Genomic DNA, 25,940 nt, shown 5'->3' with positions numbered 1-25,940 from the left:
TCACGACACGGTCTCCGGGGCGACATTGCAGGATGCGGCGACGGCCTCGCGGACGGCCTGGATCAGATGCGCGACGGTCGCGTTCCCGGCACTGTCCAACGAGCGATCTCCGATCGCGGTCACCGGGCTCACGAGCCGCAGCGAGTTGGTGAGGATCGCGGCATCGGCTCCCGTGAGTTCGTCGAGCGGCAGGGGCCGCTCGTCCACCGCGAGCCCGAGCCTCGCGGCAACCGCGAAAATCTGCGCCCGGACGATCCCCGGCAGCACCCCCTCCTCCAGGGACGGCGTCACCAGCGTTCGGCCGAAAATCCCGAAGAGATTGCCGATGCCGGCGCAGGCGACGCGGTCGCGTGTGTTGAGAAAGAGGGCTTCGTCGAACCCGGCCGCCGCCGCATCGCGGGCGGCCAGTACGGCGTCGAGATAACCGAGGCTCTTGAGGCGCGAGGCGGGAGAGGTCTCGTTGCGGCGGATCGCGGTGAGGTGGAGCCGCATCGGGGCGAAGGCGAGGCCCGGCCGCATCGGCCCGGAACGCGCGAAGAGGAACGGCCGGGCCTCGGCGGGCGGGGCGATGCCCCTCGGTCCCGGACCGCGGGTCATGGTGGTGCGGATCACTGTCCGCGGGGCGGCGACGGCGACGGCGCGCATCGCCGCGACGATCCGCTCGGGCTCATCCGCGAATCCCAGCGCCTGCGCCGCCGCTACGAGCCGGGCGACATGGGCGTCCTCGAAGGCGATGCGTCCGTCGCAGGCGAGCGCCGTGTCGAACACGCCGTCGCCGAGCAGCAGGCCGCGATCGGACAGGTCGAACGGGATCGGGCCCTCGACGACCCGGCCGTCACACCAGAGCATCGAGGCTCACTTTTTCCGGCATCCGTCCCCGCCCCTCACGCCAGGCGCGGGCGAGCCGGAGGAAATTGGAAAAGATCGCGTGGCCGCCTTCGGTGAGCACCGATTCCGGATGGAACTGGATGCCCCAGGTCGGATGCCGGCGGTGCGACAGCGCCATGATCTCGCCCTCGGCCGAGACCGCGTTCACCGCGAGGTTTTCGTTCATGCCGGGTTCGGGCGACACGATCAGCGAGTGGTAGCGCGCCACCGCCATCGGGTCGGGCAGGCCCGAAAACAGGCCGGTGCCGTCGTGGCGCACGGGGGTGGCCTGGCCGTGGAGCGGGCGGATCGCGCGCTCCACGCGCCCACCGAAGGCCGCGCCGATGGCTTGGTGGCCGAGGCAGACGCCGAGGATCGGCACCACGCCCGACAGGTCACGGATCGCCGGCAGGCTGACCCCGGCCTCGGCCGGCGTGCAGGGCCCCGGCGAGATCACCACGGCGTCGGGCACCATGGCGCGGATCTCGGCGACCGAGAGCGCGTCGTTGCGGGCGACTGCAACCGTCTCGCCGAGCTCCTCGAAATAGCGCACGACGTTGAAGACGAAGGAATCGTAGTTGTCGACGACGAGGATCATCGGCCCCCCTCGCCGTCCGGCGCGAAGGCGGCGAAGACCCGGGCGGCCTTGGTCAGGGTCTCTTCGTATTCCGGACCGGGCTCGGACAGGAGCGTGATGCCGCCGCCGGCCTGGAGCACGGCCTCTCGTGTGTCCATGAACACGGTGCGGATGGCGATCGCGGTATCCATGGTGCCGTCGAAACCGATGGCGCCGATGGCACCGCAGTAGAGTTCCCGGGCATCCCCTTCGATCTCGGTGATGATGTCCATGGCCCTGAGCTTCGGCGCACCGGTGATCGAGCCGCCGGGAAACGTCTTTGCGATGAGGTCGAGGGCATCAGTACCCTCCCGCAGGGTGCCCGTGACCACCGAGACGAGATGGTGGACCGAGGCATAGGATTCCAGACCGCACAGGACCGGCACCCGCACGCTGCGCGGCTCGCAGACCCGCGAGAGATCGTTGCGCAGCAGGTCGACGATCATGATGTTCTCGGCGCGCTCCTTCGGGTTTGCCTGGAGGGCCTTTGCCAGCGCGGCGTCCTCGTCGGGATCCTCGACCCGGCGCACGGTCCCCTTGATCGGGCGCGTCTCGACCTCCCGGCCGCGCAACGTCAGGAAACGCTCGGGTGAACTCGATGCGACCGTCAGCTCGTCGAAGGCGAGATAGGCGCCGAAGGTCGCGGGATTGGTCGCGCGCAGCCGCTGGTAGAGCGCGAACGGATCGAAGCCCGGCGGCAGTTCGGCGGAGAAGCGCTGGGCGATGTTGGCCTGGTAGATGTCGCCGGCCCGGATGTAGTCGCGGACCTTTTCGACTGCGTCCTCATAGCTTTGCCGCGAGAAGTTCGAGTGCCAGGTAAGCGGTGCCGGAGTGGATTTGGTTTGCGGTTCGGGCTCGGCCGGTGTCCCGAGCAATGCGGCGAAGGCGTCGAGACGGGTCTGTGCCCGGGCCACGCGTGCGTCCGGATCCGTGGCGGGAAATCCGGTGGCGATCAGGACGCAGCGGTCGTGCTCGTGGTCGATCGCGAGAAGTGTGTCGTAGAGGTTGAAGGCGATGTCGTCGGTCAGCCCGGCCCGACGCGGCGGCTTCGCCACACGCTCCAGCTCCCGGCCGAGATCGTAGGCGAAGTAGCCGATCGCGGCGCCCGGAAAGGCGGGGAGGTCGGGCTGCGGCGGCAGCCGGTAGGGCGCGAGGCAGGCGCGCAGGGCCTCCAGCGGCTTGCCGTCGAGAGCCTGTCCGTCGAGGGTAGCGCGGCCCTCCCGTAGGCGAAAGCGGCCGAACGGATCGGCGCCGAGCACGGAGACGCGCCCGAGCATGTGATGCTGCATGGCGCTGTCGAGGAAGGCGAGCCCGGGCAGGCGCGACAGGCGCTGTGCCGCCACGATCGCGTCGATGGATGGGATCTCGCGGGTCCAGACCATGGGGGCGGTGATTTCGCGTCTCGCGCTCGGGTGTGTCGCAAGCACCAACTGCGCCGAGAGACCTCCCGTCAATTCCCGCTCGGTGCGACCCGTCTGCAGCCAGGGCATGAGCGCCCTGCCCTTTCGAGCTGCAGGCCTTCATCCGGAGCACGAGGACAATATGCCAAATCACTGAAATCGAATGGATTCGGCGTTTCATATACGATCTCGGACGATTGCTGGCGGCACGCTGGGCGCGGCGGCGCCGTCGGGCATGCTTCGGCCGGCCAGGCCGACGCGGGGCGCGAGGCTCGCAACGCGGGCAGTGGCGGGCTATACCCCGCGCATCCTCTTGCCTTCGCGATCCGAGCGGCCCAACCGGCCGCCTCGCGTCACGTCGCCGTCCGAGACGCCATGACCGCCACCGCCGTACCCGCAGATGCCGTGACGAAGGCCGCCCCGCGGATCTCCTTCGTGTCGCTCGGCTGCCCCAAGGCGCTGGTCGATTCCGAGCGGATCCTCACGCATCTGCGGGCCGAGGGTTACGAACTGGCCCGCCGCCACGACGGGGCCGACGTGGTCATCGTCAACACCTGCGGCTTCCTCGATTCGGCCAAGGCGGAATCGCTCTCGGCGATCGGGGAGGCGATGGCCGAGAACGGCCGGGTCATCGTCACCGGCTGCATGGGCGCACAGCCCGAAGAGATCCGCGAAAAGTATCCGAACCTGCTCGCCGTCACCGGCCCGCAGGCCTACGAATCCGTGGTCGCCGCCGTGCACGAGGCGGTGCCGCCGGCGCACGACCCGTTCCTCGACCTGATCCCGCCCCAGGGCGTGAAGCTGACGCCGCGGCACTACGCCTATCTGAAGATTTCCGAGGGCTGCAACAACCGCTGCACCTTCTGCATCATCCCGAGCCTGCGGGGCGATCTCGTCAGCCGGCCGGCGGCGGACGTGCTGCGCGAGGCTGAGAAGCTGGTGAAGGCCGGCGTCAAGGAACTGCTGGTGGTCTCGCAGGACACCAGCGCCTACGGCGTCGACACCCGCTACGCCGCGAGCCGCTGGCAGGACCGGGACGTGCGTGCCCGCTTCTACGACCTCTCCAAGGAACTCGGCGAGCTCGGGGCCTGGGTGCGGTTGCACTACGTCTACCCCTACCCGCATGTCGACGAGGTCATCCCGCTGATGGCCGAGGGCAAGGTGCTGCCGTATCTCGACATGCCGCTCCAGCACGCCTCCCCCAGCGTCCTCAAGCGGATGCGCCGGCCGGGCAACCAGGAGAAGCAGCTCGAGCGCATCCGGCGCTGGCGCGAGATCTGCCCGGACCTCGCCATCCGCTCGACCTTCATCGTCGGTTTTCCCGGTGAGACCGATGCGGAGTTCGAGGAACTCGTCGACTGGATCCGGGAGGCCCGGCTCGAGCGGGTCGGCTGCTTCGAATACGAGCCGGTGCGCGGTGCGACCGCCAACGATCTCGGCGTGCCGGTGCCTCCCGAGGTGAAAGCCGAGCGCAAGCGGCGCTTCATGGAAGCACAGGGTCTGGTCTCGCTGAAGCTGCAGCGGGCCAAGGTCGGCAAGCGGCTCCAGGTGATCATCGACGAGGCCGGGCCGGGGGGCGCCAAGGGCCGCTCCAAGGCCGACGCGCCGGAGATCGACGGCACGGTCCACGTTGCTTCCCGCCGTCCCCTGCGCCAAGGCGACATCGTCACTGTGAAGATCGAGCGGGCGGACGCCTACGACCTGCACGGGATCGCGGTGTAGCGGACACGTCCCGGGATCCTGTGACGACAGGATCCCGTTAGGTTTGTATTTCGCGACTATCGATCCGATCGACGCCGGCTTCGCACATCGCATACCAAGCCCGGCTGACCGACCCGTCGCGGTCGATGCCACGGACCGCATCCTCCACGACCGCCACCGCGAAGCCTTCGGCGCGTGCGTCCAGCGCCGTCCAGAGGATGCAGAAGTCGGTGGCCAGACCGGTGAGGACGAGGCGGGTCAGGCCGCGCTCGCACAGGTAGCCGGCGAGGCCCGTGCGGGTCTTCCGGTCGGCTTCCATGAAGGCCGAGTAACTGTCGACCCCGGACCGGGTGCCCTTGCGCAGGATCAGTTCGGCCCTGTCGAGGTCGAGTCCGGCGGCCAGTTCGGCGCCGTGCGTTCCCTGCACGCAGTGGTCCGGCCAGAGCACCTGCTCGCCGTAGGGCATCGGCACGGTCTCGAACGGCGCTCGCTCCGGATGCTGCGCGGCGAACGAGGCGTGGCCCGCGGGGTGCCAATCCTGCGTGACGACGACATGCGGCGCCCGCCGCACGAGCCGATTGATCGGCGCGATCACCGCGTCGCCGTCGGGCACGGCCAGCGCCCCGCCGGGCAGAAAGTCGTTCTGGACGTCCACGACGACCAGGACATCGCCTTCCGTGAACCTCATCGCCAAACCGAGGATCGCGAAGGACGAGTCCTTCGCCGTGTCCGGGCAGAGCCCGGAATCCTTGTGTCCCGTGATCCCAGGATCACGGGATCATGACCGTGGATCCGGTCGTGTTCCGCCCCGCGAGATCGCGATGCACCTGCGCCGCGTCGGCGAGCTTCGCCCGGGAATGGATCGGGATCGTCACCGCCCCGCTCTTCACGACCTCGAACAGTTCGGCGGCGTTGGCGTCGAGCAATTCGCGGGTGGCGATGTGCGTGAACAGCGTCGGGCGCGTCGCGTAGAGCGAGCCCTTCTGCGCCAGGATGCCGATGTCGAAGGCGTCGATCGCGCCGGAGGAGGATCCGAAGCTCGCGAAGGTGCCGAAGGGCCGGAGACAGTCGAGGGAGGCCGGGAAGGTCGCCTTGCCGACGCCGTCATAGACGACCGGCACGCCCTCGCCCTTGGTGATCTCACGCACGCGGGCGGCGAAATCCTCGTCGCGGTACAGGATCACATGATCACAGCCGTGCTGCTTGGCGAGTTCGGCTTTCTCGGGCGAACCGACCGTGCCGATCACTGTGGCGCCGAGATGCTTGGCCCATTGCGTCGCGATGAGGCCGACGCCGCCGGCGGCGGCATGGAACAGGATCGTGTCGCCCTTCTGCACGCGGTAGGTTCGGCGCAGCAGGTATTGGGCGGTGAGACCCTTCAGCATCATCGCGGCGGCGGTCTCGTCGCTGACGCCGTCCGGGACGTGGACGGCCCCGGAGGCATCGACCACGACGTCCTCGGCATAGGTGCCGCTGGCGCCCGCATAGGCGACGCGCTCCCCGATCCTGAAGCCGGTCACGCCCTCGCCGACGGCCGCAACCTCACCCGCGCCTTCCTTGCCGAGCGTATGCGGCAGCGACGGCGCCTTGTAGGTTCCCTGGCGGAAGTAGATGTCGATGAAGTTGACGCCGACGGCCGTCTGCCGAACGCGGATCTGGCCGGGGCCGGGCTCCGGGGTCGGCACGTCCTCGTAGACCATCACCTCCGGGCCGCCGTATTCGTGAATCCGGATCGCCTTCGGCATGCTCGCTCGTCCTCAACGTTGGGTCTCGACGGCGAAATAGGGCTGCGACCAACGAAGAGACAGCCTCAGGCCTCGGCCACCGTGATCGTCATTCCGGTGCCGAGCAGGCAGCGGCGGATGCGGCCCTCGATGTCGGGCGTCAGTCCACGCACGCTGACATGCATCGTGGCCGTGTCGTCGGGCCGGACGTCGAGGGTGTAGCGCAGACCTTCGTCGTGCATCTGGCGTAGCAGGTTGGTGCTCGCGACGGTCATCGCCGCGATGTGCTGCTCGATCAAATGGGACTTCATCGGCCCCTGCTACGCGTCCGCGCGCTCGTCCTCAACCTCGTTCGCGCAAGCCCCTTCGTCTTCGAAGACAGGACGGCGCGTGTTCTCGATCGGCGGAAAAAGAGCGGCGAGCCCCTGAGAGACGCCGTTCAACAGGGGATCGAACGACGAGCCGAAGCTGCGCTCCTCGTGTTCGCCCGCCGGCATGGAAAAGGTGTTCAACGGACACTCCCTGCGCCGCCCAAAGACCAAACGCTTGGGGGTAATGCAGACCGGAAGCTTTGGTTTCGTCCGAGCTCCGGCCGGATCCGGCTGAAGCTCCTCAGCGACGCATGGTCTTGACCCGACGGCGTCGCCGCCTCTGTAAGCTCTGGGCAGAGGCGCGGCGCAGGGGTCGCGCTGAAAATCCCTCTTGGGATTGCGATGTCCTTGGGGTTGCGATGTCGGGCATGGTTCGGTTCGAGGCGGCGGTCGTTGGCGCGGGGGCGGCGGGGCTCGCGGCGGCGCTCGCCCTGGCGCGCGAGGGCATCGCTACCGCGCTCGTCGGGCGGCATGCACCGGTGGCCGACGGGCGTACCGTGGCGCTGCTCGACGGCTCGGTACGCTTCCTCGATGCGCTCGGCGCCTGGGCGACGATCGCTCCGTATGCGGCGCCCCTGGCCGAGCTCCATCTCATCGACGACACCGGCAGCCTGTTTCGTCCGCCCCCTGCCCGGTTCGTCGCGTCGGAAATCGGGCTCGACGCCTTCGGCTGGAACGTCGAGAGCGCCCGACTGGTCGAGAGCCTGCGTCTGCTCGCCCGGACGACCCCGAACCTGACCCTGTTCGAGAGCGATGCGGCCGAGAGCCGGCGCGACGATGAGCGCGCCGTCATCACCCTCCAGGACGGCGGAACGGTCGAGACCCGCCTGATCGTCGCCGCCGACGGAGCCCGCTCGCCGCTCAGGGCGGGATCGGGCCTGACGGTTCGGGACTGGTCCTATCCGCAGGCGGCGATCACCACGATCCTCGCTCATGAGCGCCCGCATCGCGACGTCTCGACAGAGTTCCACACCCGGGCGGGGCCGTTCACGCTCGTGCCGCTGCCGGGCGGCCACCGATCGAGCCTCGTCTGGGTGACCGGCGAGGGGCCGGCTCGACGGCTCTCGGCTCTCGATGACGGCGCACTTGCGTCATCGGTCGAGCGTCAGGCGCAGGCGATGCTCGGCGCCATGCGGATCGACGGACCGCGCGGGCTGGTGCCGATGCGCGGGCTTTCCGTCTCGACGCCCGTCGCCCTGCGGCTGGCACTGATCGGAGAGGCGGCCCACGTATTTCCGCCGATCGGCGCGCAAGGCCTCAATCTCGGGCTTCGCGACGCCGCTTCGCTGCGCGATGTCGTGATGGCTGCCCGTGAGGCCGGACGCGATCCCGGTTCCCAGGCGTCGCTTGCGGGCTTCGGCCGCAACCGCGGTGCCGATGCGCGCCTGCGCGGGACGGCCGTCGATCTTCTCAACCGCTCGTTGCTCGCCGACCTCGTGCCCATCGATGCCCTCCGCGGTCTCGGCTTGGTCGCCATGAGCACGCTGGCGCCCTTGCGGAAGATCGTGATGCGGGAAGGGGTGCTGCCGCGCTTCGGTGCGCCGAGCCTGATGCGGGGACGTTGAACTGGCGTCGCAGACTCAGCGCGCTGCCGCCGAATCGCCCAAGCCGTCCGTCGGTTGTGTGGCGGTGCCCTTGACGCTTTCCAGCGGGCCGTCACCCTTGACCTGACTCGCGGTGAAGGCCGTTCCGGCGCGGCCGAGGCCCTCGCCGTGCTGGTAGAGCGCCTTCATGTAGTCGGGGTCGAACGGTGCGGACGAGGCCTTTGTGAAGCGGCCGTCGATCTCGGCGACGTGCAGGTCGAGTCCCGAGCGCTGCGCGAAGATCTGCGCCAACGCGATGGCACCGCGGGTCTGCGCCTTGATCGCCGCCGACATCGAGTGGCCGAGCACGCCCAGGATCGTGCGCGGCGCGATGCCGAATTCCGGCGTCAGCCGGTTGTTCACTACGAGATAGACCGAGTGGGTCGGCAGGTGGACGCCGGACGTGCGGCCGACGAGGGCCGGTGCCGGCGCGAGATAGAACGGCGCCATGGCCCCGCCGTCGTTGTGCATCTCCTGGAAGCGCTTGCCGTCCTCGCCGAGCGCATCGATCATCACCGGCGGAAAGACGCCGGGAATGGCGGTGGAGGCGAGCACGATCTCGCGAAACAGCTTCAGGGCCTTGTCGCCGTAGCGGCCGGCATCCTTGCCGGCGGCGAGGCCGGCGATCGCGCCCATGTCCCAGACCGTCGAGCGCTCGGCGTCGACCTGGGTCGTCGCGATGAGGAGGCGGCGGCCCTTGGCGTGCTCGGCGGCGACGGCCTTGAGCAGGTCCGGCGTGACCGACTTGTCGATGCGGTCCTTGAGCGGCCAGTTGTCGGTGAGCGCCGCGGTGGGATTGCCGCCGAGCTCGAACACGTCGGCCGCGGTGATCTCGGTGTAGTTCGCCCGGAGCGCCGGGTCGGCCGCCGGGCCGACGAAGGCGAAGGGCGCGATCAGCGCACCCGTCGAAACGCCGGTGACGACGCCGAAGGCCGGCCGGTCGCCGGCCTGCGACCATCCGGCGAGCAGGCCCGCCGCGAAGGCGCCGTTCTCGCCGCCGCCCGACAGCACGAGCCAGGGATCGCCCGCGGCCCCTGCCCCGTCGATCAGCGCCTGGAAGGCCCGGGGATCGTCGCCGTCGAGGCGCAAGCGGCCCGGCAGGCCTTCGGGCCAAGCGGTGGCCGATTCCGCGGCGGTGAAGTCGACGCGCTCCGGTTGCGTGGCCGGCTTTTCGGCCTGCTTCTTCTCGACGGGATGCTTCCCCGCCGCGTGCCCCGCAGGCCTCGCAAAGGCCACCGGCGGCGCGGCCGCGAGGGCCAGCACCACGGCGCCGACGAGCATGGACCGTCCGGTCGATGCGATCATGATGGCCAATTCCTTCCCGAGGCCGCCTCGACCGAAGAACACGGGAGGCTCCGGCCTGTTCCTGATGGGCCGCGTACGAATGACCCCCATGATGGGGTGCTCCGTGCGTCAGCGCACGTCGAGGTGACGTCGGCATGGCGGGCGCGTGCAACCGCCCCAATACAATCTTCGGAGGGAAGGAGCTTGGGATCGGAAACTTCGACGAACGCACGAAAAACATGGGAATCGGCTTTTTTGCCGACTTCGCACACCGTCGAGCAGGTCTGAGAGGCGCTCATGATTTCGATTAACCAGTTGAAATCCGCTCGGCCGACTGCCTCGGCAAGATAACGACCAAAGCGTGGTCTTGCCTAGTGTCCTCACATTCCAAAATCGTGGAATCCCGTCGACGGCCGTGCCGCACGATGCGGGTCGCTGGCCGTCCCTGGGCCGACGAGCATCGCCGCGGCGGGCTAGAGCCGTATCCGACCTGATTGCATCAGGCCGGCGGCTCTAGGCCATCGTTATGACGCGCTTTCTTACGACCGACCGGTATCCACTCGGTCGGAAAGCGCTCTAGCGTGACGGTAAGCCGGCTCAGGCGACAGCAGGCCTTGCTCGGAGATGGACCTCACGCTCCCGATCTCTGCCGTCGCACGATGTTTTCGGGAAACCGGATTCCACTTTCCCGCATCATGCTCTAACCGGACGGCCAGAATGTCTGCCGAGATGGCCGCACCCGGAGCCCGAGACCTCATGAAACTTCCGCGCCGCTTCTTCCAGCCGCTCGCCGCCGGTGCTCCGGAGCCGTTCCGTGAACTTCCGGTGAAGCTCGAGCGCATGATTCACTTCGTGCCGCCGCACAACGAGAAGGTTCGCGCGAAGGTCGGCGATCTGGCCGCGACGGTCGACGTGGTGCTCGGCAACCTCGAGGACGCCGTGCCGGCCGACCAGAAGGAAGCCGCGCGCAAGGGCTTCATCGCCATGGGCAAGGAGATCGACTTCGCCAGGACCGGCACCGGCCTCTGGACCCGCATCAACGCCCTGAATTCGCCCTGGATTCTCGACGACCTGTTCGAGATCGTCGCCGAGATCGGCTCGAAGCTCGACGTGGTCATGGTGCCGAAGGTCGAAGGGCCCTGGGACATCCACTACATCGACCAGCTGCTGTCGCAACTCGAGGCTCGCCACAAGGTCGAGAAGCCGATCCTGGTCCACGCGATCCTGGAAACGGCGGAAGGCGTCGCCAATGTCGACGCCATCGCCTCCGCCTCGCCCCGCATGCACGGCATGAGCCTCGGGCCGGCCGACCTCGCGGCCTCGCGCGGCATGAAGACCACCCGCGTCGGCGGCGGCCACCCCGAATACCGCGTCATCTCCGACGCCAAAGGCGAGGAGGCCCGCGCCTCGGCGCAGCAGGACCTCTGGCACTACACGATCGCCCGCATGGTCGATGCCTGCGCCGCCAACGGCATCAAGGCGTTCTACGGCCCGTTCGGCGACTTTTCCGATTCGGCCGCCTGCGAGGTCCAGTTCCGCAACGCCTTCCTGATGGGCTGCGCCGGCGCCTGGACGCTGCACCCGAGTCAGGTCGCCATCGCCAAGCGGGTGTTCGCGCCCGATCCCGACGAGGTGAACTTCGCCGCGCGCATCGTCGCGGCGATGCCCGACGGCACCGGTGCGGTGATGCTCGACGGCAAGATGCAGGACGACGCCACCTGGAAACAGGCCAAGGTCATCGTCGACCTCGCCCGGCTCGTCGCCGACAAGGACCCGGAACTGGCGAAAGTCTACAAGCTGCCGTGATCCTGCCGCAGGGCAGGATCGGGTGACATGGACGAGAGCCCGGCCTATTTACCGGCCATGCATGATGCTGCGATGCCCGACGACCTGATCAGAACGGCCAAGTTCAATCTCGGCTCGGTAGTCCGTCACCGGATCTATCCGTTCCGCGGCGTCGTATTCGACGTCGACCCGGAATTCGCCAACACCGACGAATGGTGGCAGGCGATCCCGGAGGAGGTCCGGCCGCGCAAGGACCAGCCGTTCTACCACCTGCTCGCCGAAAACGCGGACAGCGAGTACATCGCCTACGTCTCGGAGCAGAACCTCGTGCCCGACACCTCGGGCGAGGCGCTGCGCCATGCCGGCATCTCCGAGGTGTTCGACCGGGCGCCGGACGGCGCGTATCGGGTGCGGGCCGGCCAGGCGAACTGATTTTTTGCTGGTTTAGATTGGCGAACGTGAAAAAAGGCCGGGCATTGCTGCCCGGCCTTTGCGTCGTGTCGTAACCGGATCGGCGTCTCCACCCCGATCCGGGATAGAGACACCCTCATCCAAAAAACTATTTCGGCGCGGCGTTGGCGGCCGGTGCGGCGGCACCGTTCTCGAGGTTCTTGCGCATGGCATCGCTCTTCTTCTCGAGCTCGGCCTGGAGCTTCTTCTGCTGCTCTTCGAGCACCTTCGGATCGACGGCCGGGCCGTCGAAGGCCGTGCCGAAGCCGGCGAGCGGCACCGCGAAGATGACTTCCTTCTGGGTCTGGTTCTGCACGGCGACGTTCAGCAGCGTGCCCTTCTTGAGGGCGGCGATGAATTCCGGCGTGACGCCGCCGGCTTCCGCGAAGCAGCCGTTGGGGAAGCAGACCGCGAACTTGCCGGCGGTGAGTTCCTTGCCGTCGATGCTGAAGCGGATGCCGGGCGCCAGCATCAGGCCGAGCGGCAGCAGGAAGCGGACGACCTTGACCTCCTGCTTCTGGGCCGCGTTCTTCATGTCGTAGACGGCGGCCGCGAGCACCGGCTGGCCGTTGTCGGAGACGAAGTCGCGCGTCGTGTAGCAGACGTCGGTACCGGAATTGTTGTCCTTGCCGCAGACCTTGGTCCACTTGTCCTGGCTCGGCTCGGACTTGACGGTGATGATCTGCGGACCGGCCTGCTGGGCGGCACCCTGCTGCGGCTGACCGGCCGGAGCGGGAGCAGCCGGCGCAGGCGCCGCCGGAGCGGGCTTCTTGTTGGCTTGGGCGAAGGCCGGGCTGGCAAGGCCGGCGCCGAGGCCCGCCAGGGCGATGAGCGCGGCTGTGCGCAGCGGGCGCGCGGGACGGTTTGCAGAGAACATCGGCTTCATGACCCCTTCAACGGATTCGAATCGTCGCTTCGTGGTGCGGCTTTCGTGACGCACGCAGTGTCCGAAGAGCAGCGGGACCGATGCGACCCGACGGACCGGCGATGGGCCTATCCCATCCGGAAGCGTCGGATCTTCGAGGACGCCGGCCCTGTCTCCAGGTAACCCGTTGCCCGGTCGAACGATCGCGCGGCCTGCTTTCCCCCCGTAATGCGGCGAAGGCATGACGCCTGCGCCGTACACGGATGCCGGGTGAATCGGAAGGGCGCAGATCGGTCCGTCTGACGGAAACCATCATTCGGACTCGCGGCCGGGCCGCTCAGACGCCCTCGATGTGGATCGGTCCCGGACTGGGGACGTAAGCCGACAGGTCGAGACCGTGTCGGGTGCCGCCGTCCTCGTCCGTATCGAGCAGCGTGAACCCGAGCCGGCCGTAATGGCCGCGTACCATCCCGTTCTTCGCGCTCGGCCCGTAGAGGCCGATCAGGCGTTGCGCGCCCCTCTCCGACGCGGCCTGCACGAGCACCGACAGCATCGCCGCCTCGACTCCGCGCCCGAGCACGCGACAGCTCATCAACCACGACTCGATCACGCAATCGCCCGTTCCGGTCAGACGGCCGACGACGAGGCCGATCATCCCGTTATCCGCGAGCCTGTCGATGAGGCGGAACTGGCGGCAGAGGACGTCGCCGTCCGCCATCAGCGCCAGCGTGGCGTCCTCGGTCGTGCGGCGGGTGGTCAGGTTGAACTGGTTGGTCTTGTTCGTGAGCTGGACGATCCGGGCGAGGCCGATCCGATCGAACGGGGCGGCGACCAGCCGCATGTCGAGGCCGGCGAGATAGGCCGGCAGGTCGGCCGCTTCCGCGAGCGCCGAGCGATGGACGGCCTGCGCCGCGTAGTGCCGGCCGCGGGCCCGGTCTTCGTCGGTGACGGCGAGGGCTTCGAAATAACCGGCTTCCGCGAGGCAGGGCGCGTAGCCCGACGGATCGTCGGGCAGTTCGGGCACCGCCACCATCGGCAACTCGGCGCGGACGAGCTCGCGCTCGAACGGGTTGTCGTCGACGAAGACCAGGGATTCCAGGCCGATGTTCAGCGTCGCGGCGACGCGCCGGAGGTTCTGGGCCTTGTCGTCCCAGTTCGCCAGGAAGACGGCGATGTCGCCGCGGCGCAGCAGCATCTCCGGATGGTGTTCGAACGCCTCCAGGGCATTGGCCTCGTCGTTCTTGGAGACGACCGCGAGGATGACGCCCCGCGCCGCCAAGTCGCGGGCATAGGCCTGCAACGAGAGATACGCCTCGCCCTCTGCGCTGCCCTGCCCGAGCACGATCCCGGCGAGCCCGTCATCGCCGATCACCCCGCCCCAGACGGTGTTGTCGAGATCGAGCACCAGGCACTTTCGCGACAGGCCTTTTCGCGCGGCGAGCAGCCTGGCGAGCCGGTCCCCGTAGATCGGCGCGGCTGCGGCGCTGACCTCGTGTTTCGCCCTGAGCCACCAGACGGGATCGTGCAGCGCCGAGAGACCGTAGCGCAGCGCCATGTCGTCGAGGGCGAAGACGTCGACGCCCTCCTCCGGCGCAGCCTCGCGGATCTCGGCGTTGAGCAGCATGGTCGCCCAGGCGCGGGAGCCCGCGAGCGCATGTTCGTTCGCGCCCAGCAGCGGCAGGGCCGTCGGGAGCAGGGTCTGCTGCAGGATCGGGCAGCGGAAGCGTGCGCGGGCCTGCCGCCACAGGTCGCGCATCCCCGCCAGCGCCGCCGCGCGTGCGCCGTCGGCCGAGGCGCCGTCGGCCGTCGGGTTGATCCCGCGGGTGACGTGGGCCGTGTCGAACGCGAACAGGATCTCGTCCGGCCGGAAGGCGTGCAGCCCCGACGCGTCGTCGAGCACGTCCTGGAGATAGGAGCCGTAAGGCCCTTCGTAAGTCTCGAGCCGGAGTCCCCTGCGCAGGGCGCCGACGCGGATCGCGGGCAGCAGGTGCGAGACGGTCGAGGAGGCCAGAACAGCGAGCTTGACCGGCGGGGGTCCGAAGCTCTCGGCTGCATGCGCCAGGCGCTTCTGAAGGGCGCGGTCGAGCTGGTTCGTCCGGAGCGCGTCGAGCCGCGTGCCGGCGAGCCGGACGAACGCCTCCCAGGGCGCATCCGGCGCACCGAGCGACGCCAGCGCGCCTGCCCAGTCGCGCGGTTCGGGCAGCCAGGAGAGATGCATGGCCCCGCCCGTCAGCCCGGCCCGTCAGCTCTGCCTGCGGTCTTGCGCGCGATCGTCTCCGCGAAATCGCCCACGCGGGCCATGGCGTCGACCTCCCGGCTCGTGAAGCGGATGCCGAACTGCGATTCCGCCGCCATGATGAGTTCGATCATCCGGCCGGAATCCCATCCGGCGACGTCCTGCGCCGTCGTCTCGGGCGCGATCGTCAGCGCATCGTCCTGGAAGACGTCGCGGAAGACCGAGGTCAGTTGCTCGTAGATCGCGTCGTTGTGCATGGAGAGGAAACTCCGAGGCGTCCCGCCCGATCGGGTTGCGGCTGTTCGTGACGATGCGGCCTCTGCCTCGGATCGGCAGCATTTCTGTGGCATGCGCCGGCCGGCGAACTGGGCTATCAATCGCCTCGCGCCGGAGCCGTATCCGAACCGGTCGACGGTTTCGCGGATCGGACCAGGGGAGGCGCTCGGAGGGGCATGCGGTTTTTCGTAGACGCTGACGAGGGCCACGTCATCCATGGATGGGTCGTCCCGGACAACCCGCTGGCGATCAGCCGTATCCACGTCTCCGTCGACGGACGACGGGTGGCGGAGATCGCGGCGAGCGAGACCATCGCCGAACTTCGGGAAGCGGGCCTGCACTCGACCGGGCAATGCCGGTTTCAGGTCAACGAGCAGAACGTTCCGGGCCTCGCAGGGCTTCCGCGGGTCGAAGTCCGCGACGTCGACACCAACGTCCTCATCCATCGCCGCATCCCGGATCACGGCCTGTGCAGGCTGAAGGCGGTCCTGGTGAACACCGGCATCCATCCCGAGACCGTGCTCCAGGCGGCGCTCTACCCGCATTTCCAGCAGAGCTATTTCGGGATCGGGAAATTCTCCGAGCAGGTCCTGTCGGTCCTGTTCGAAACGCCAACCCTGACCTCCTGCTTCCTGTCCGGGGCGCTCGTCTATCCGCGCTACGAGTCGCATTTCGTGCTGCAGGACATCCTGACGATGATGCTCGTCCAGGAGCCGTTCGTCGAAATGGCGAGCCGTATGCTCTGGCTTCGCGAACGCACCGCGCTCGCCCAGGATCCCGACCAGAGCTGGCGCCTGGGCGATCTGGCGGAGGCGGCGCGGTTCACCGCGGATTATGACTATGCCGACCCGAAGAGCCTGAGGCGGTTCTTCCGGATGCTGCCGGAATCGGCCTATCGCCTGCTCTACAACCCGCTGACCCGGCTCCTCGGCACGCGGTTTCCCGAAGACCGCATCCTGCCCGCCAACTCCATCATCGCGGTGGAGGTGCTCTCGCGGGTGTCGATCGTCGGCCACCGCGACTACTTCGAAGCCTTCGCCGCGACGGTGTTCGACCGGTTGGGGATCGATGCCCCGGTGCCGTCGCCCACACCGATCGCCCCGGAGGCCTACGCCCTCGCCGATCGCCTGCGGGCCCTGCGCGACGTGCAGGACTTCCTGAACTTCGACATCGTGATGAGCGAGGCCATCCGGAAGTCCGTGGCCAAGAGTTGGGCGAAATGAACCGCCGGCGCGTTTTCGCGGGCGCACCCTCGCCGGCTCTTAACGCTCGATTAACCATGACGACCCCATCACCGCAGGCGGGATCGGGGATGCGTCCAGGTGTCTGCGCATTGGGTTGTCACGGAAGCTGAGTCGCTGCGGGCGCCGTCATTGGCGCAGATCGGGCTCGGCGCATTGTTGCGGCTCACCGCCCGGCGCCATCCCGACCGCGTCGCCCTGATCGATCCCGCCGACAAGCCGCTCTGGAGCGGCCGGCCGCCGATCACCTGGACCTATTCCGCCGCCGCCGAGATCGTCGAACGCCTTGCCCGCGGCCTGCGCGGCTGGCGTCTGCCGCCCGGGAGCCGCATCGGCCTGTGCCTGCCCGGCAGCGCCGAGAGCGCCCTGGCGCTGCTCGCGGTCGAGGCGGCCGGCCATGTCCCCTGTCTCCTGCCGGCCTCCTGGGACGAGGACAACCTCGTCGCGGCCGTCGAGAGCGCCGGACTCTCCGCCGTCCTCACCCAAGCCCGCCTCGGTGCGTCTGCCCCCGCCGAGCGGCTCTGCGCGGTCGCCGCCCGCTATTTCGGCTTGCGCTACGTCGCGGCCTTCGGGCCGGAGGTGCCCGACGGTGTGATCAACCTCGATCGGGTCGTCCTGGAAGAACGCGCCGCGGCGGAGGAATCCCGATCCGACGCGCCGGTTTTCTCCGGCGGCGTCATCAGCTTCGCCGCCGGCGACCCCGGCCGGCCGATCCACCGCACCGGCGGCTCCCTGGTCGCGGCGGCGGCGGCCCACCTCGTGGCGACCCGCGTCGGGCCGGACGAGCGCATCCTGAGTCTCGTCGGCCCGCACGATCTGCGCGGCCTCGTCACCGGGCTCGCGGCGGCACTGGTCTCGGGCGCGAGCCTGGAGATGCTGCCGCTCTTCGACGGGGCGGGCTTCGCGACGGCGTTGGCCCGCGCGGTGCCGACCCATCTCGTCGCCCCCGGCTTCATCGAGGCCAACCTCACCGGCCGCGCCCTGCCCCCGACGCTGCGCTCGATCGGCCTCGTCCACCGGGCGCCGGTCCGCTTCCCGAACCGCAGCCGTCGGCCCGGGCAGGCGCTGCAGGTCGATGCGGTGATCGACACGGTCGCCTTCGACGAAACCGCGATCGTCTCGGGCCGGCGCGGGACGAGCCGCGACCTCGCCCTCGTGCTGGCGGCGCCGGAACGCCTCGCGCTGCCGGAGAGCCTGATGGCGATCCGCCGGGATGATGAAGGGCGCCTCGCGTTCCGCGGGCAGGCCTGCGCCGCACTCCCATTGCAACGCGGTATGGCGCCGACCGAGTCCGACCATTCCTGGCGGACGAGTCCCTACGCACCGGTGGTCTCGGCCGGTCTCGCGACGGCGATCGTCGCGCATGCGAGATTGGACGCCGACGGTATCGCGGACCATTTCGCGAGCGCGTGACGCGGTTCGCCGGCCCCTTCCCTGTTCCGGCAGCGTCGCACGTCCGCCTGTGGGCGGAACCCGAATTCCTTCATGCAACCAGTCGGTTCCGGCCGATGGACGGGCTTGGCGGCCGGCCGTGCGGAGACATTCGTCGCTTCCGTTCAGCACCCGCTCATCGGCGTCGGCGCACCTTGCCGGCATCGATGTGGCCGGCGAACCAATTCGGCCCTTGCGAGTTGTTGCGGTGCCGCCCTTCCCAGGGTTGCCGATCTGGGGTAACACCGACGATCATGGGTGCGCTGCAACAAGTGCTCGTTGTCGACGATGGCTTCCGCGCCGTCGACCATTCCCTGGCTGCCGACCTTGCGGGGCTCGGTTATGCCAGCGTCACCGCTTCGATCGAGGCTTTCGACGACGTGCTCGCGGTCATCGCGCGCCCCGCCGCAGTGCTTCTCCAGATGTCCACGCGGCGCGACGCGGCCTATGATCGCCTCGCCGAACGCCTGCGCGAACAGATGAAGCGCGGCGGCATCCCTGTCATCGACATGGACGACGCGCTTGTCCGCGTCGGGGCCCCGGTCGATCTCAAGAGCCGAATCGGCCCCTACGTCCTCAACGAGCCGGACCTGTAGAGCCTCGTGGTAACGGGACGATGACGGGCGGGCCGCGAGGCCCGCCCTTTTCGTTTTCACGCCGCCTTCTTCCCCGTTCCCACCATCTTCGCGAGACTCCGAAGAATCCCGGTCGTCTCCTTGAGGCGGGCCGGGATCGAGGTCAGCTCGCGGATGAACACGATGCTCATGTCGGGTCGCACCTTGGCGAAGGAGGCCTGGGCGGTGACGTATGCGATGAGCCCCTGCGGGTTGGCGAACTTGCGCTCGCGGAAGTGGATCACGATGCCCTTCGGGCCGGCCTCGACCTTCTCGATGTTGGTGTCCATGCAGAGAATCTTGATCGTCACGATCTTGAGAAGCTGTTCCACCTCCGGCGGCAGCTTGCCGAAGCGGTCGATCAGCTCGGCGCCGAAGCTCTCCAGTTCCTGATCGTTCTCCAGCGTCGAGAGGCGGCGGTAGAGACCGAGCCGGACGGTGAGGTCCTCGACGTAGTCCTCGGGGATCGTGACGGGCGCGCCGAGCGCGATGGTCGGCGACCACGCCTCCTCCACCGGCTCCTCGATGCCGGCCTTCAGCGCGGTGACGGCGTCCTCCAGCATCTGCTGGTAGAGTTCGTAGCCGACCTCCTTGACGTGGCCGGACTGCTCGTCGCCCAAGAGGTTGCCGGCGCCGCGGATGTCGAGGTCGTGGCTCGCAAGCTGAAAGCCGGCGCCCAGGGTGTCGAGGGTCTGCAGCACCTTGAGGCGCTGCTCGGCCTGGGCGGTGAGCTGGCGGTTCGCCGGAGTGGTGAATAGGGCGTAGGCGCGGGCTTTCGACCGGCCGACGCGGCCGCGCAGCTGGTAGAGCTGGGCGAGGCCGAACATGTCGGCCCGGTGCACGATCAGCGTGTTGGCGGTGGGGATGTCGAGGCCCGATTCGACGATCGTAGTCGAGAGCAGCACGTCGTACTTGCCCTCGTAGAAGGCCGTCATGACGTCTTCCAGCTGCCCCGCCGCCATCTGGCCGTGGGCGACCGCGACGGTGGTCTCCGGCATCTCACGGTCGAGGAATCTTTTGACCTCGGCGAGGTCTTCAATCCTGGGCACCACGTAGAAGGACTGCCCGCCGCGGTAGCGCTCGCGCAGCAGCGCCTCGCGGATCAGCAGCGGATCGAACGGCGTCACGAAAGTGCGGACCGCGAGGCGATCCACCGGCGGCGTGGCGATGATCGAGAGTTCGCGCACACCGGTCATGGCGAGCTGGAGCGTGCGCGGGATCGGCGTCGCCGAGAGCGTCAGCACGTGCACGTCGGCCTGCAGCGTCTTCAGCCGCTCCTTGTGGACGACGCCGAAATGCTGCTCCTCGTCGACGATGATCAGGCCGAGGTCCTTGAAGGCGATGTTCTTGGCCAGCAGCGCATGGGTGCCGACGACGATGTCGACGGTGCCGTCGACGAGGCCGGCCCGGTTCTGCCGCATGTCGGCCGCCGAGACGAAGCGCGAGAGCTGCGCCACCTGAATCGGCAGCCCCTTGAAGCGCTCGGCGAAGGTGCGGAAGTGCTGGCGGGCCAGCAGTGTCGTCGGCACGATCACCGCGACCTGCTTGCCGGAGATCGACGCGGCGAAGGCGGCGCGCAACGCCACCTCGGTCTTGCCGAAGCCGACATCGCCGCAGACGAGGCGGTCCATCGGACGGCCGGTGTTGAGGTCGTCGAGCACCGCGTCGATGGCGGTGGCCTGGTCCTCGGTCTCCTCGAAGGCGAAGCGGGCCGCGAACTCGCCGTAGAGCCCTTCGGGCGGGCGAAGCCGCGGCGCCTGCTTCACGAAACGCTGGGCCGCGACCTTGATCAGCGCCCCCGCCATTTCGAGGATGCGCTTCTTCATCCGCGCCTTGCGGGCCTGCCAGCCGCTGCCGCCGAGCCGGTCGAGCGCGACCTCCGAATCCTCGGAGCCGTAGCGGGTCAGGAGCTCGATGTTCTCCACCGGCAGCAGCAGCAGGCCGGTGGCGTACTGGATCTCGAGGCAGTCGTGCGGCGTGCCGGCGGCATGCACGGTCTTCAGCGTCACGAAACGGCCGATGCCGTGGTCGGCATGCACGACAAGGTCGCCCGGCTGCAGCGCCTGAACCTCCAGGATCACGTCCTGCGGGCGCTTCGAGCGGCGCTTCTGGCGCACCAGCCGGTCGCCCAAAATGTCGCCCTCCGAGACCACGGCGAGCCGGTCGATGACGAAGCCGGATTCCAGGCCCCAGACCGCCACCGCCACGTCCGTGCCGCGCTTGAGCGCGTTGACGGCGGTGAGGGTGTTGATCTCCATCGGCTTCTTCAGGCCGTGGTCGCTGAGCACGCCGCAGAGCCGGTCGCGCGAGCCGTCGGACCAGGATCCGAGGATCACGTGATGACCGGATCCCTGCAGCTCCTTGATGTGGGCCACTGCCGCATCGAAGACGCTGGCCGCCTCGTCCGCCCGTTCGGGCGCGAAGTTTCGGCCGGCATGGGCGCCGCAATCGATGCCGTCCCGCCCCTCGCTCTCGGGCACCGCGAAGGGCGTCAGCCGGGCGACGGCGCTCGCCGCGATCCGCTGCTTCCACTCGTTCGTGGTCAGGTAGAGGGCGCGCGGCGGCAGCGGCTTGTAGGGTGCGACGCCGGATTGCGGCGTCTTCTGCGCCTCGTCGCGGGCGTGGAAGTAGTCCTGGATCAGGTCGAGCCGCTCGGTCGCCGCGTCCTCAGCCTGGGCATCGAACACCATCGGCACGCCGGCCACGTAGTCGAACAGCGTGTCGAGGTGGTCGTAGAAGAGCGGCATCCAGTGTTCGAGGCCGGCATAGCGCCGGCCTTCGCTCACGGTCTCGTAGAGCCGGTCGTCGCGGGTCGCCGCGCCGAACGACGCGATGTAGCCCTGTCGGAAGCGCCGGATCGTCTCGGTGACGAGCTGGACCTCGCTCATCGGCACGAGGTCGAGGGAGCGGAGCGAGCCCACGGTCCGCTGTGTCTCCGGATCGAAGGCGCGGATGGATTCGAGCGTATCCCCGAAGAAATCGAGCCGGATCGGGTTCGGCAGACCGGGCGGCGACAGGTCCAGGATGCCGCCGCGGACGGCGTATTCGCCGGTGTCCCGCACCGTCCCGGTGCGCAGGAAGCCGTTGGCCTCGACCCATTCGGTGACCTTGGCCATCGGCACGACGTTGCCGGCCGCCGCCGAGAAGGTCTCCACCGCGATCCGGGTCATCGGCGGCACGCGCTGCACCAGGGCGTTCACCGTGGTGCAGAGGATGCGCGGCTTCTCCTCCGACGAGCGCGACCGGGTCAGCCGCGACAGCGCGGTCATGCGCTGGGCCGCGATGCCGGAATTCGGCGAGACGCGGTCGTAGGGCTGGCAGTCCCAGCTCGGGAAATTCATCACCTCGATCTCGGGGGCGACGAATTTCAGGGCGTGCTGGAAGGCGTTGGAGCGGCTCGAATCGCGCGCCACGTGCACCAGCACCGCAGGTCTTTCGTATCCTTGCCCCTCGAAGCCCTGCGCCAGCGCGCGGGCGAGGTCGGCCACGACGATGGTGTCGAACCCGTCGGGCACGCTCGACAGCGTCGGGCTGTCGCCGCGCTTCAGCGCCTCCAGGGCCTTCGCCAGGGGCGCCGATTTCGGCAGGGCGAAGCGGGCGACCTGGGGTTTCGGGGCGGGAATGGGTGCGGATTTGGCCATGTCGGGCGGGATGTAGCTCGAATCGCGTCGCGGGGTGAGGGGGCGTCGGGGGCTTTCAGGGTCGCGGCCGCGCATGACTTGTCTGGGTGGGCATCGAGCCTCGACGGCGCACTGCCCAAGAGTCGGTCTCCGGGCAAGGGGGCCGAGCGAAGGGGCGCGGCAAAGGGGCCGGGCAAGAGGCACAGTCAGCCATCCGCATCCCCGCGAGCGTTACGCTCCGGCGGCATGGCCCAAACTGTCACGAGGGTGGACGCGGGACGCCGCGGAACCACTCTGTGGTTTGTAGAACTCGGTCCCACGGCGTCCCGCGGCCCGCTGGTGCGGGCCGGCGACGTCACGGTGTCTTCTCACAGGCCCATGACTCGACGCGAGGACGCTCTTGTCATCCTCACGGATCGGCATTTCAGCCTCACCGTGCGGCCTCTCGGCCGGCGGGGCGTCCCGCACCCGCCTCGTAGTGGGCGGGTGGATCGAAGGCTCTCGGTGTGCCGCGAGGGTCCCGGGTCCGGCGATCAAAGTCGCGTACCCGTCCCACAGCACCTTGCGTCACAGGCTCTGCCCGAGGCGGTGGGGCATCCGGACCACCGACGCAGGCACCGTCTCGCATCCCCGCAGCGCTTCGGCCCGGTCCGCCGAAGCGCCTCCCTCCGTGGGGGCGAGCCAGGGGAAAGAACCATAGAATAGGAATTTTGTCAAGAACAAACCGCAAACAAATCGTCCGCACCCTCATGAATGGATCGGCGCGTCGTGCTTATGGAAGGCCTTGAGCCGGCGGTAGACCGGGGTGTCGTAGTTCGCCGGCGTCTCGGCCTCGCCGGTGATCCAACCGAGGAGGTCGCGGTCGGGCGCCTCGATCAGGGCCTCGAAGACCGTGAGTTCGTCGTCCGTGAGCGTACCGATCTCGGCGTCGGCGAAACGGCCCATGATCAGGTCCATCTCGCGCATGCCCCGGTGCCAGGCGCGAAACAGCGTGCGGCGGCGGCGCGGGTCGAGGTCGGCGCTGGTGCGGGTGGTGCCGGACATGACGGGACTCGGGGCTGAAGAGGCCGCTCGACGCGGCGTCGGGCCGGCCATCGGTGGATGGAGTCTAGCCCACCGCCGTGCGTTGCGCGAAGGGCCTCACATCAAACCCGCAAACGTCTCGTTCGACCACGCGGAGGACAAGACCGGATGGGCCGGTGCGGCCTGCCGCACGCCGCGGGACGGCTTGGCGGTGCGCTGGCCCTTCGTCGCCCGCGGCCCGCGCTCGGGCTTGGCGGGACCGCCGACGGCGTCGAACTCGAACAGGACGCGGCCACCCTGCGCATCGCAGATCCAGCCGTCCGCGAACCAGCCGATGAACGCGCCCGAATAGGCGAAGACGCCGTCCTCGTGGATGAAGGCGGCGGGCCGGCCGTCCCAGAGGAACAGCGAGCGCCCATCGTCGCAGAAGGCCACGGCCCGGCCCTCGCGGTCGAAGAATTCGATCATGGCAGCCCGTCCGTGTGTCCGCAGAAGGCGCAGCCTAGCACGGAACGGAATGAGGCGGATCAGGGGATCCTCGGATCTCGTGATCCTGCGATCCCCTGATCGGGGGACGCCGCGCCTGCCGCCGCGACGCGGCGGCGCTCACGCGATAGAAAGCCTGATCGTGGCAGAGAACGCAGCCCGCTCCCAAAAAGTCCCATGACCGACGCCCCCCGCCTGCGCCCGAGCCTCCTCGACGCCCTGTTCGCCCCGGCGCGCGGGCTGCCCGGCGTCGGGCCGAAGATGGCGCCGCTCATCGAGAAGCTGCTCGGCACCGAGGAGCGGCCGGCGCGCATCGTCGACCTGCTGTTCCACCTGCCCCAGCGCGGCATCGCGCGGCCGCTCTGCGGCGCGATTGCGGAGGCGCCGATCGGCGAGGCGGTGACGCTCGGCGTCACGGTGTCCGAGCATCGCCCGCCGACGGGGGGGCGCCGCGCCCACCGGGTGCTGGTCGAGGATGCCAGCGGCGACGTCAGCCTCGTGTTCTTCGGCATGCCCAAGGCGCGGGTGGAGAAGATGCTGCCGCTGGGCTCGCATCGCTACGTCTCGGGTCGGATCGAGCTGTGGGAGGGCTATCGGCAGATGGTGCATCCCTCCCGCGTCATCGACGAGGCCGGGTTTTCGGACCTGCCGGCCGTCGAGCCGGTCTACGGCGCCACCGAGGGGCTGACCTCGCGCGCCATCAGCCGGCTGGCGCACGCCGCCCTCGACAAGCTGCCGGTGCTGCCGGAATGGCAGGATCCAGCCTGGCTCAAGGCCAACGGGCTGATGCCCTTCGCGGACGCCCTGCGGGCCGAGCACCACCCGGAGGACGCGCCACCGCCCGTGGCCGAGGGCCAGGCTCCGCCACAGACCCCGGCCCGCCGCCGCCTCGCCTACGACGAGCTCTTGGCCTCGCAACTGGCGCTGGCGCTCATGAGGGCGCGGGCGCGAAAAAAGCCCGGGCGTGCCAATGCCGGCGACGGACACCTCAAGGAACGGATCGAGGCCGCCCTGCCCTTCGCGCTCACCGGGGCGCAGGCGCGGGCGGTGGAGGAGATCCGGGCCGACATGGCCTCGGACAAGCGCATGCTGCGCCTGCTCCAGGGCGATGTCGGCTCGGGCAAGACCGCCGTGGCGCTGCTCGCCATGGCCTCGGCCGTCGAGGTCGGGCGGCAGGCCGCGCTGATGGCGCCGACCGAGATTCTGGCGCGGCAGCATTTCGAGCGGCTGGGGCCGCTGATCGGAGCGCTGCGCATCCGGCTGCTGACCGGCCGCGACCGGGTGGCCGAGCGCCGGGCGACGCTCTCCGATCTCGCCGAGGGCAACATCGACATCGTGGTGGGCACCCATGCGCTGTTCCAGGACAGCGTGGTGTTTCGCGATCTCGGCGTCGCCGTGGTCGACGAGCAGCACCGCTTCGGCGTGCACCAACGCCTCGCCCTCGGCGCCAAAGGCGAGGCGGTGGACATTCTGGTGATGACCGCGACGCCGATCCCTCGCACCCTGGCGCTGACCTTCTTCGGCGACATGGACGTCTCGGTGCTCGACGAGAAGCCGGCCGGGCGCCAGCCGATCAAGACCATCACCATCCCCGTCGAACGCATGGAGGAGGTGGTGGCCGGCCTCCACCGGGCGCTGCACGCGGGCGACCGCGTCTACTGGATCTGCCCGCTGGTGGCCGAATCCGAGTTCATCGACCTCGCCGCCGCAGCCGAGCGTTTCGATGATCTCACCAAGGAATTCGGCACCACCGTCGGCCTGATCCACGGCAAGATGCCGGGGCCGGAGAAGGACGCGGCGATGGAGCGCTTCGCCTCGGGCGAGACCCGGGTGCTGGTCTCGACCACGGTGGTCGAGGTCGGCGTCGACGTGCCGGAGGCCACCATCATGGTGATCGAGCATGCCGAGCGCTTCGGCCTCGCCCAGCTCCACCAGCTGCGCGGGCGTGTCGGCCGCGGCGCCAAGCCGTCGTCCTGCCTGCTGCTCTATCGCGGGCCGCTCGGGCAGGTCGCCAAGGCGCGGCTCGAGATGATGCGCGAGACCGACGACGGCTTCCGGATCGCGGAGGAGGACCTGCGCCTGCGCGGCGAGGGCGAGGTGCTCGGCACCCGCCAATCCGGCCTCGCCGCCTTCCGCCTCGCCCGCCTGGAGAGCGATGGCGATCTTCTGGAGGTCGCCCGCGACGACGCGCGGCTGATCGTCGAACGGGATCCGGGTCTCAGGAGCGAGCGCGGCGAGGCCCTGCGGGTGCTGCTCTACCTGTTCGAGCGGGACGCGGCGATCCGGCTGCTCGGGGCGGGGTGAGCCGGCCGGCAGCCTGCAGAACGTTCAGATTCGCGGCGCCTTGCCCGTTCAGAAAGCACGAAC

The 25,940-nt window shown here is 69.1% G+C and carries 22 protein-coding genes; 8 read left to right on the top strand and 14 right to left on the bottom strand.

What is annotated here, in order from left to right; translation table 11 throughout:
* From MFF07_RS11980 to pabB, 3 genes are read right to left on the bottom strand one after another with little or no spacing between them, the layout of a single operon-like run.
* Window positions 1-849, bottom strand: coding sequence for an aminotransferase class IV (locus tag MFF07_RS11980; RefSeq protein WP_147818204.1), 849 nt, complete (start codon window positions 847-849; stop codon window positions 1-3).
* The gene (locus tag MFF07_RS11975; RefSeq protein ID WP_147818205.1) at window positions 836-1,465 is read right to left on the bottom strand and encodes an anthranilate synthase component II; all 630 of its coding nucleotides are present in this window, start codon (window positions 1,463-1,465) and stop codon (window positions 836-838) included. Before MFF07_RS11975 ends, MFF07_RS11980 begins: the two co-directional genes overlap by 14 nt.
* The gene (gene pabB / locus MFF07_RS11970; RefSeq protein WP_187272604.1) at window positions 1,462-2,865 is read right to left on the bottom strand and encodes an aminodeoxychorismate synthase component I; all 1,404 of its coding nucleotides are present in this window, start codon (window positions 2,863-2,865) and stop codon (window positions 1,462-1,464) included. The genes MFF07_RS11975 and pabB overlap by 4 nt, the downstream gene beginning before the upstream one ends.
* A gap of 393 nt (window positions 2,866-3,258) precedes the next feature.
* Here pabB and rimO point away from each other — a divergent pair, with 393 nt between their 5' ends.
* Window positions 3,259-4,605, top strand: coding sequence for a 30S ribosomal protein S12 methylthiotransferase RimO (gene rimO / locus MFF07_RS11965; protein ID WP_147818206.1), 1,347 nt, complete (start codon window positions 3,259-3,261; stop codon window positions 4,603-4,605).
* 37 nt (window positions 4,606-4,642) lie between these two features.
* Here the strand turns inward: rimO and pncA are convergent, their stop codons facing one another.
* The 4 genes from pncA to MFF07_RS11945 form a co-directional block, all read right to left on the bottom strand.
* Window positions 4,643-5,272, bottom strand: coding sequence for a bifunctional nicotinamidase/pyrazinamidase (pncA, locus tag MFF07_RS11960; RefSeq protein WP_147818207.1), 630 nt, complete (start codon window positions 5,270-5,272; stop codon window positions 4,643-4,645).
* 82 nt (window positions 5,273-5,354) lie between these two features.
* On the bottom strand, window positions 5,355-6,329 hold the full coding sequence (locus tag MFF07_RS11955) for a quinone oxidoreductase family protein (protein WP_147818208.1): 975 nt from the start codon (window positions 6,327-6,329) through the stop codon (window positions 5,355-5,357).
* A 65-nt stretch (window positions 6,330-6,394) separates the two neighbouring features.
* The gene (locus MFF07_RS11950) at window positions 6,395-6,619 is read right to left on the bottom strand and encodes a hypothetical protein (protein WP_147818209.1); all 225 of its coding nucleotides are present in this window, start codon (window positions 6,617-6,619) and stop codon (window positions 6,395-6,397) included.
* Window positions 6,620-6,628: 9 nt separating this feature from the next.
* Window positions 6,629-6,820, bottom strand: coding sequence for a hypothetical protein (locus MFF07_RS11945; protein ID WP_147818210.1), 192 nt, complete (start codon window positions 6,818-6,820; stop codon window positions 6,629-6,631).
* Window positions 6,821-7,047: 227 nt separating this feature from the next.
* Here MFF07_RS11945 and MFF07_RS11940 point away from each other — a divergent pair, with 227 nt between their 5' ends.
* Window positions 7,048-8,244 carry an FAD-dependent monooxygenase gene (locus MFF07_RS11940; RefSeq protein WP_238232027.1) on the top strand — a complete coding sequence of 399 codons (1,197 nt, stop codon included), beginning with the start codon at window positions 7,048-7,050 and terminating at the stop codon, window positions 8,242-8,244.
* A gap of 15 nt (window positions 8,245-8,259) precedes the next feature.
* On the opposite strand, the gene MFF07_RS11935 is transcribed toward MFF07_RS11940, so the two are convergent.
* Window positions 8,260-9,567 (bottom strand): patatin-like phospholipase family protein, encoded by a 1,308-nt coding sequence (locus tag MFF07_RS11935; RefSeq protein ID WP_238232025.1) that lies wholly within the window; start codon window positions 9,565-9,567, stop codon window positions 8,260-8,262.
* A gap of 735 nt (window positions 9,568-10,302) precedes the next feature.
* Here MFF07_RS11935 and MFF07_RS11930 point away from each other — a divergent pair.
* Together MFF07_RS11930 and hspQ are read left to right on the top strand one after the other, a co-directional pair.
* Window positions 10,303-11,352 carry an HpcH/HpaI aldolase/citrate lyase family protein gene (locus MFF07_RS11930; RefSeq protein ID WP_147818212.1) on the top strand — a complete coding sequence of 350 codons (1,050 nt, stop codon included), beginning with the start codon at window positions 10,303-10,305 and terminating at the stop codon, window positions 11,350-11,352.
* 72 nt (window positions 11,353-11,424) lie between these two features.
* Complete coding sequence (gene hspQ, locus MFF07_RS11925) at window positions 11,425-11,763, top strand: heat shock protein HspQ (protein WP_147818221.1); 339 nt, start codon at window positions 11,425-11,427, stop codon at window positions 11,761-11,763.
* Window positions 11,764-11,890: 127 nt separating this feature from the next.
* On the opposite strand, the gene MFF07_RS11920 is transcribed toward hspQ, so the two are convergent.
* The 3 genes from MFF07_RS11920 to MFF07_RS11910 all read right to left on the bottom strand — a co-directional run bounded on the left by MFF07_RS11920 (window position 11,891) and on the right by MFF07_RS11910 (window position 15,139).
* A complete protein-coding gene (locus MFF07_RS11920) occupies window positions 11,891-12,658 on the bottom strand; it encodes an invasion associated locus B family protein (protein ID WP_147818222.1) in 768 nt (255 codons plus the stop codon).
* A gap of 325 nt (window positions 12,659-12,983) precedes the next feature.
* On the bottom strand, window positions 12,984-14,864 hold the full coding sequence (locus MFF07_RS11915; RefSeq protein WP_147818213.1) for an HAD-IIIC family phosphatase: 1,881 nt from the start codon (window positions 14,862-14,864) through the stop codon (window positions 12,984-12,986).
* A gap of 11 nt (window positions 14,865-14,875) precedes the next feature.
* Window positions 14,876-15,139 carry an acyl carrier protein gene (locus MFF07_RS11910; RefSeq protein WP_147818214.1) on the bottom strand — a complete coding sequence of 88 codons (264 nt, stop codon included), beginning with the start codon at window positions 15,137-15,139 and terminating at the stop codon, window positions 14,876-14,878.
* A 195-nt stretch (window positions 15,140-15,334) separates the two neighbouring features.
* Between MFF07_RS11910 and MFF07_RS11905 the strand changes: the two genes are divergently transcribed.
* From MFF07_RS11905 to MFF07_RS11895, 3 genes are all read left to right on the top strand, one after another.
* Window positions 15,335-16,381 (top strand): hypothetical protein, encoded by a 1,047-nt coding sequence (locus MFF07_RS11905; RefSeq protein WP_147818215.1) that lies wholly within the window; start codon window positions 15,335-15,337, stop codon window positions 16,379-16,381.
* Between the two features lie 99 nt (window positions 16,382-16,480).
* Window positions 16,481-17,812, top strand: a complete 1,332-nt coding sequence (locus tag MFF07_RS11900; protein WP_147818216.1) for an AMP-binding protein — start codon at window positions 16,481-16,483, stop codon at window positions 17,810-17,812.
* 272 nt (window positions 17,813-18,084) lie between these two features.
* Window positions 18,085-18,426, top strand: coding sequence for a hypothetical protein (locus MFF07_RS11895; RefSeq protein WP_147818217.1), 342 nt, complete (start codon window positions 18,085-18,087; stop codon window positions 18,424-18,426).
* Window positions 18,427-18,482: 56 nt separating this feature from the next.
* On the opposite strand, the gene mfd is transcribed toward MFF07_RS11895, so the two are convergent.
* The 3 genes from mfd to MFF07_RS11880 all read right to left on the bottom strand — a co-directional run bounded on the left by mfd (window position 18,483) and on the right by MFF07_RS11880 (window position 23,555).
* A complete protein-coding gene (mfd, locus tag MFF07_RS11890) occupies window positions 18,483-22,085 on the bottom strand; it encodes a transcription-repair coupling factor (protein WP_147818223.1) in 3,603 nt (1,200 codons plus the stop codon).
* 726 nt (window positions 22,086-22,811) lie between these two features.
* Window positions 22,812-23,108, bottom strand: a complete 297-nt coding sequence (locus tag MFF07_RS11885; protein WP_147820377.1) for an FAD assembly factor SdhE — start codon at window positions 23,106-23,108, stop codon at window positions 22,812-22,814.
* A 96-nt stretch (window positions 23,109-23,204) separates the two neighbouring features.
* Window positions 23,205-23,555 (bottom strand): 4-fold beta flower protein, encoded by a 351-nt coding sequence (locus tag MFF07_RS11880; RefSeq protein WP_147820379.1) that lies wholly within the window; start codon window positions 23,553-23,555, stop codon window positions 23,205-23,207.
* A gap of 195 nt (window positions 23,556-23,750) precedes the next feature.
* Between MFF07_RS11880 and recG the strand changes: the two genes are divergently transcribed.
* The gene (gene recG, locus MFF07_RS11875) at window positions 23,751-25,877 is read left to right on the top strand and encodes an ATP-dependent DNA helicase RecG (RefSeq protein ID WP_147820381.1); all 2,127 of its coding nucleotides are present in this window, start codon (window positions 23,751-23,753) and stop codon (window positions 25,875-25,877) included.
* Window positions 25,878-25,940: the final 63 nt, after the last annotated feature.

The sequence above is a fragment of the Methylobacterium thuringiense genome, from assembly GCF_022179645.1.
Taxonomy (GTDB): Bacteria; Pseudomonadota; Alphaproteobacteria; order Rhizobiales; family Beijerinckiaceae; genus Methylobacterium; species Methylobacterium thuringiense.
This window is presented reverse-complemented; position numbering and strand designations above follow the sequence as displayed.

Bases quoted from the DNA above. Each gene is read 5' to 3' on its own strand.
- pncA (WP_147818207.1), bottom strand. From the start codon at position 5,272: ATGAGGTTCACGGAAGGCGATGTCCTGGTCGTCGTGGACGTCCAGAAC.
- MFF07_RS11930 (WP_147818212.1), top strand. From the start codon at position 10,303: ATGAAACTTCCGCGCCGCTTCTTCCAGCCGCTCGCCGCCGGTGCTCCG.
- MFF07_RS11910 (WP_147818214.1), bottom strand. From the start codon at position 15,139: ATGCACAACGACGCGATCTACGAGCAACTGACCTCGGTCTTCCGCGAC.
- MFF07_RS11955 (WP_147818208.1), bottom strand. From the start codon at position 6,329: ATGCCGAAGGCGATCCGGATTCACGAATACGGCGGCCCGGAGGTGATG.
- MFF07_RS11950 (WP_147818209.1), bottom strand. From the start codon at position 6,619: ATGAAGTCCCATTTGATCGAGCAGCACATCGCGGCGATGACCGTCGCG.
- MFF07_RS11905 (WP_147818215.1), top strand. From the start codon at position 15,335: ATGCGGTTTTTCGTAGACGCTGACGAGGGCCACGTCATCCATGGATGG.
- rimO (WP_147818206.1), top strand. From the start codon at position 3,259: ATGACCGCCACCGCCGTACCCGCAGATGCCGTGACGAAGGCCGCCCCG.
- MFF07_RS11935 (WP_238232025.1), bottom strand. From the start codon at position 9,567: ATGATCGCATCGACCGGACGGTCCATGCTCGTCGGCGCCGTGGTGCTG.
- MFF07_RS11920 (WP_147818222.1), bottom strand. From the start codon at position 12,658: ATGTTCTCTGCAAACCGTCCCGCGCGCCCGCTGCGCACAGCCGCGCTC.
- MFF07_RS11885 (WP_147820377.1), bottom strand. From the start codon at position 23,108: ATGTCCGGCACCACCCGCACCAGCGCCGACCTCGACCCGCGCCGCCGC.
- recG (WP_147820381.1), top strand. From the start codon at position 23,751: ATGACCGACGCCCCCCGCCTGCGCCCGAGCCTCCTCGACGCCCTGTTC.
- MFF07_RS11940 (WP_238232027.1), top strand. From the start codon at position 7,048: ATGGTTCGGTTCGAGGCGGCGGTCGTTGGCGCGGGGGCGGCGGGGCTC.
- pabB (WP_187272604.1), bottom strand. From the start codon at position 2,865: ATGGTCTGGACCCGCGAGATCCCATCCATCGACGCGATCGTGGCGGCA.
- MFF07_RS11895 (WP_147818217.1), top strand. From the start codon at position 18,085: ATGGGTGCGCTGCAACAAGTGCTCGTTGTCGACGATGGCTTCCGCGCC.
- MFF07_RS11980 (WP_147818204.1), bottom strand. From the start codon at position 849: ATGCTCTGGTGTGACGGCCGGGTCGTCGAGGGCCCGATCCCGTTCGAC.
- MFF07_RS11880 (WP_147820379.1), bottom strand. From the start codon at position 23,555: ATGATCGAATTCTTCGACCGCGAGGGCCGGGCCGTGGCCTTCTGCGAC.
- MFF07_RS11975 (WP_147818205.1), bottom strand. From the start codon at position 1,465: ATGATCCTCGTCGTCGACAACTACGATTCCTTCGTCTTCAACGTCGTG.
- mfd (WP_147818223.1), bottom strand. From the start codon at position 22,085: ATGGCCAAATCCGCACCCATTCCCGCCCCGAAACCCCAGGTCGCCCGC.
- hspQ (WP_147818221.1), top strand. From the start codon at position 11,425: ATGCCCGACGACCTGATCAGAACGGCCAAGTTCAATCTCGGCTCGGTA.
- MFF07_RS11915 (WP_147818213.1), bottom strand. From the start codon at position 14,864: ATGCATCTCTCCTGGCTGCCCGAACCGCGCGACTGGGCAGGCGCGCTG.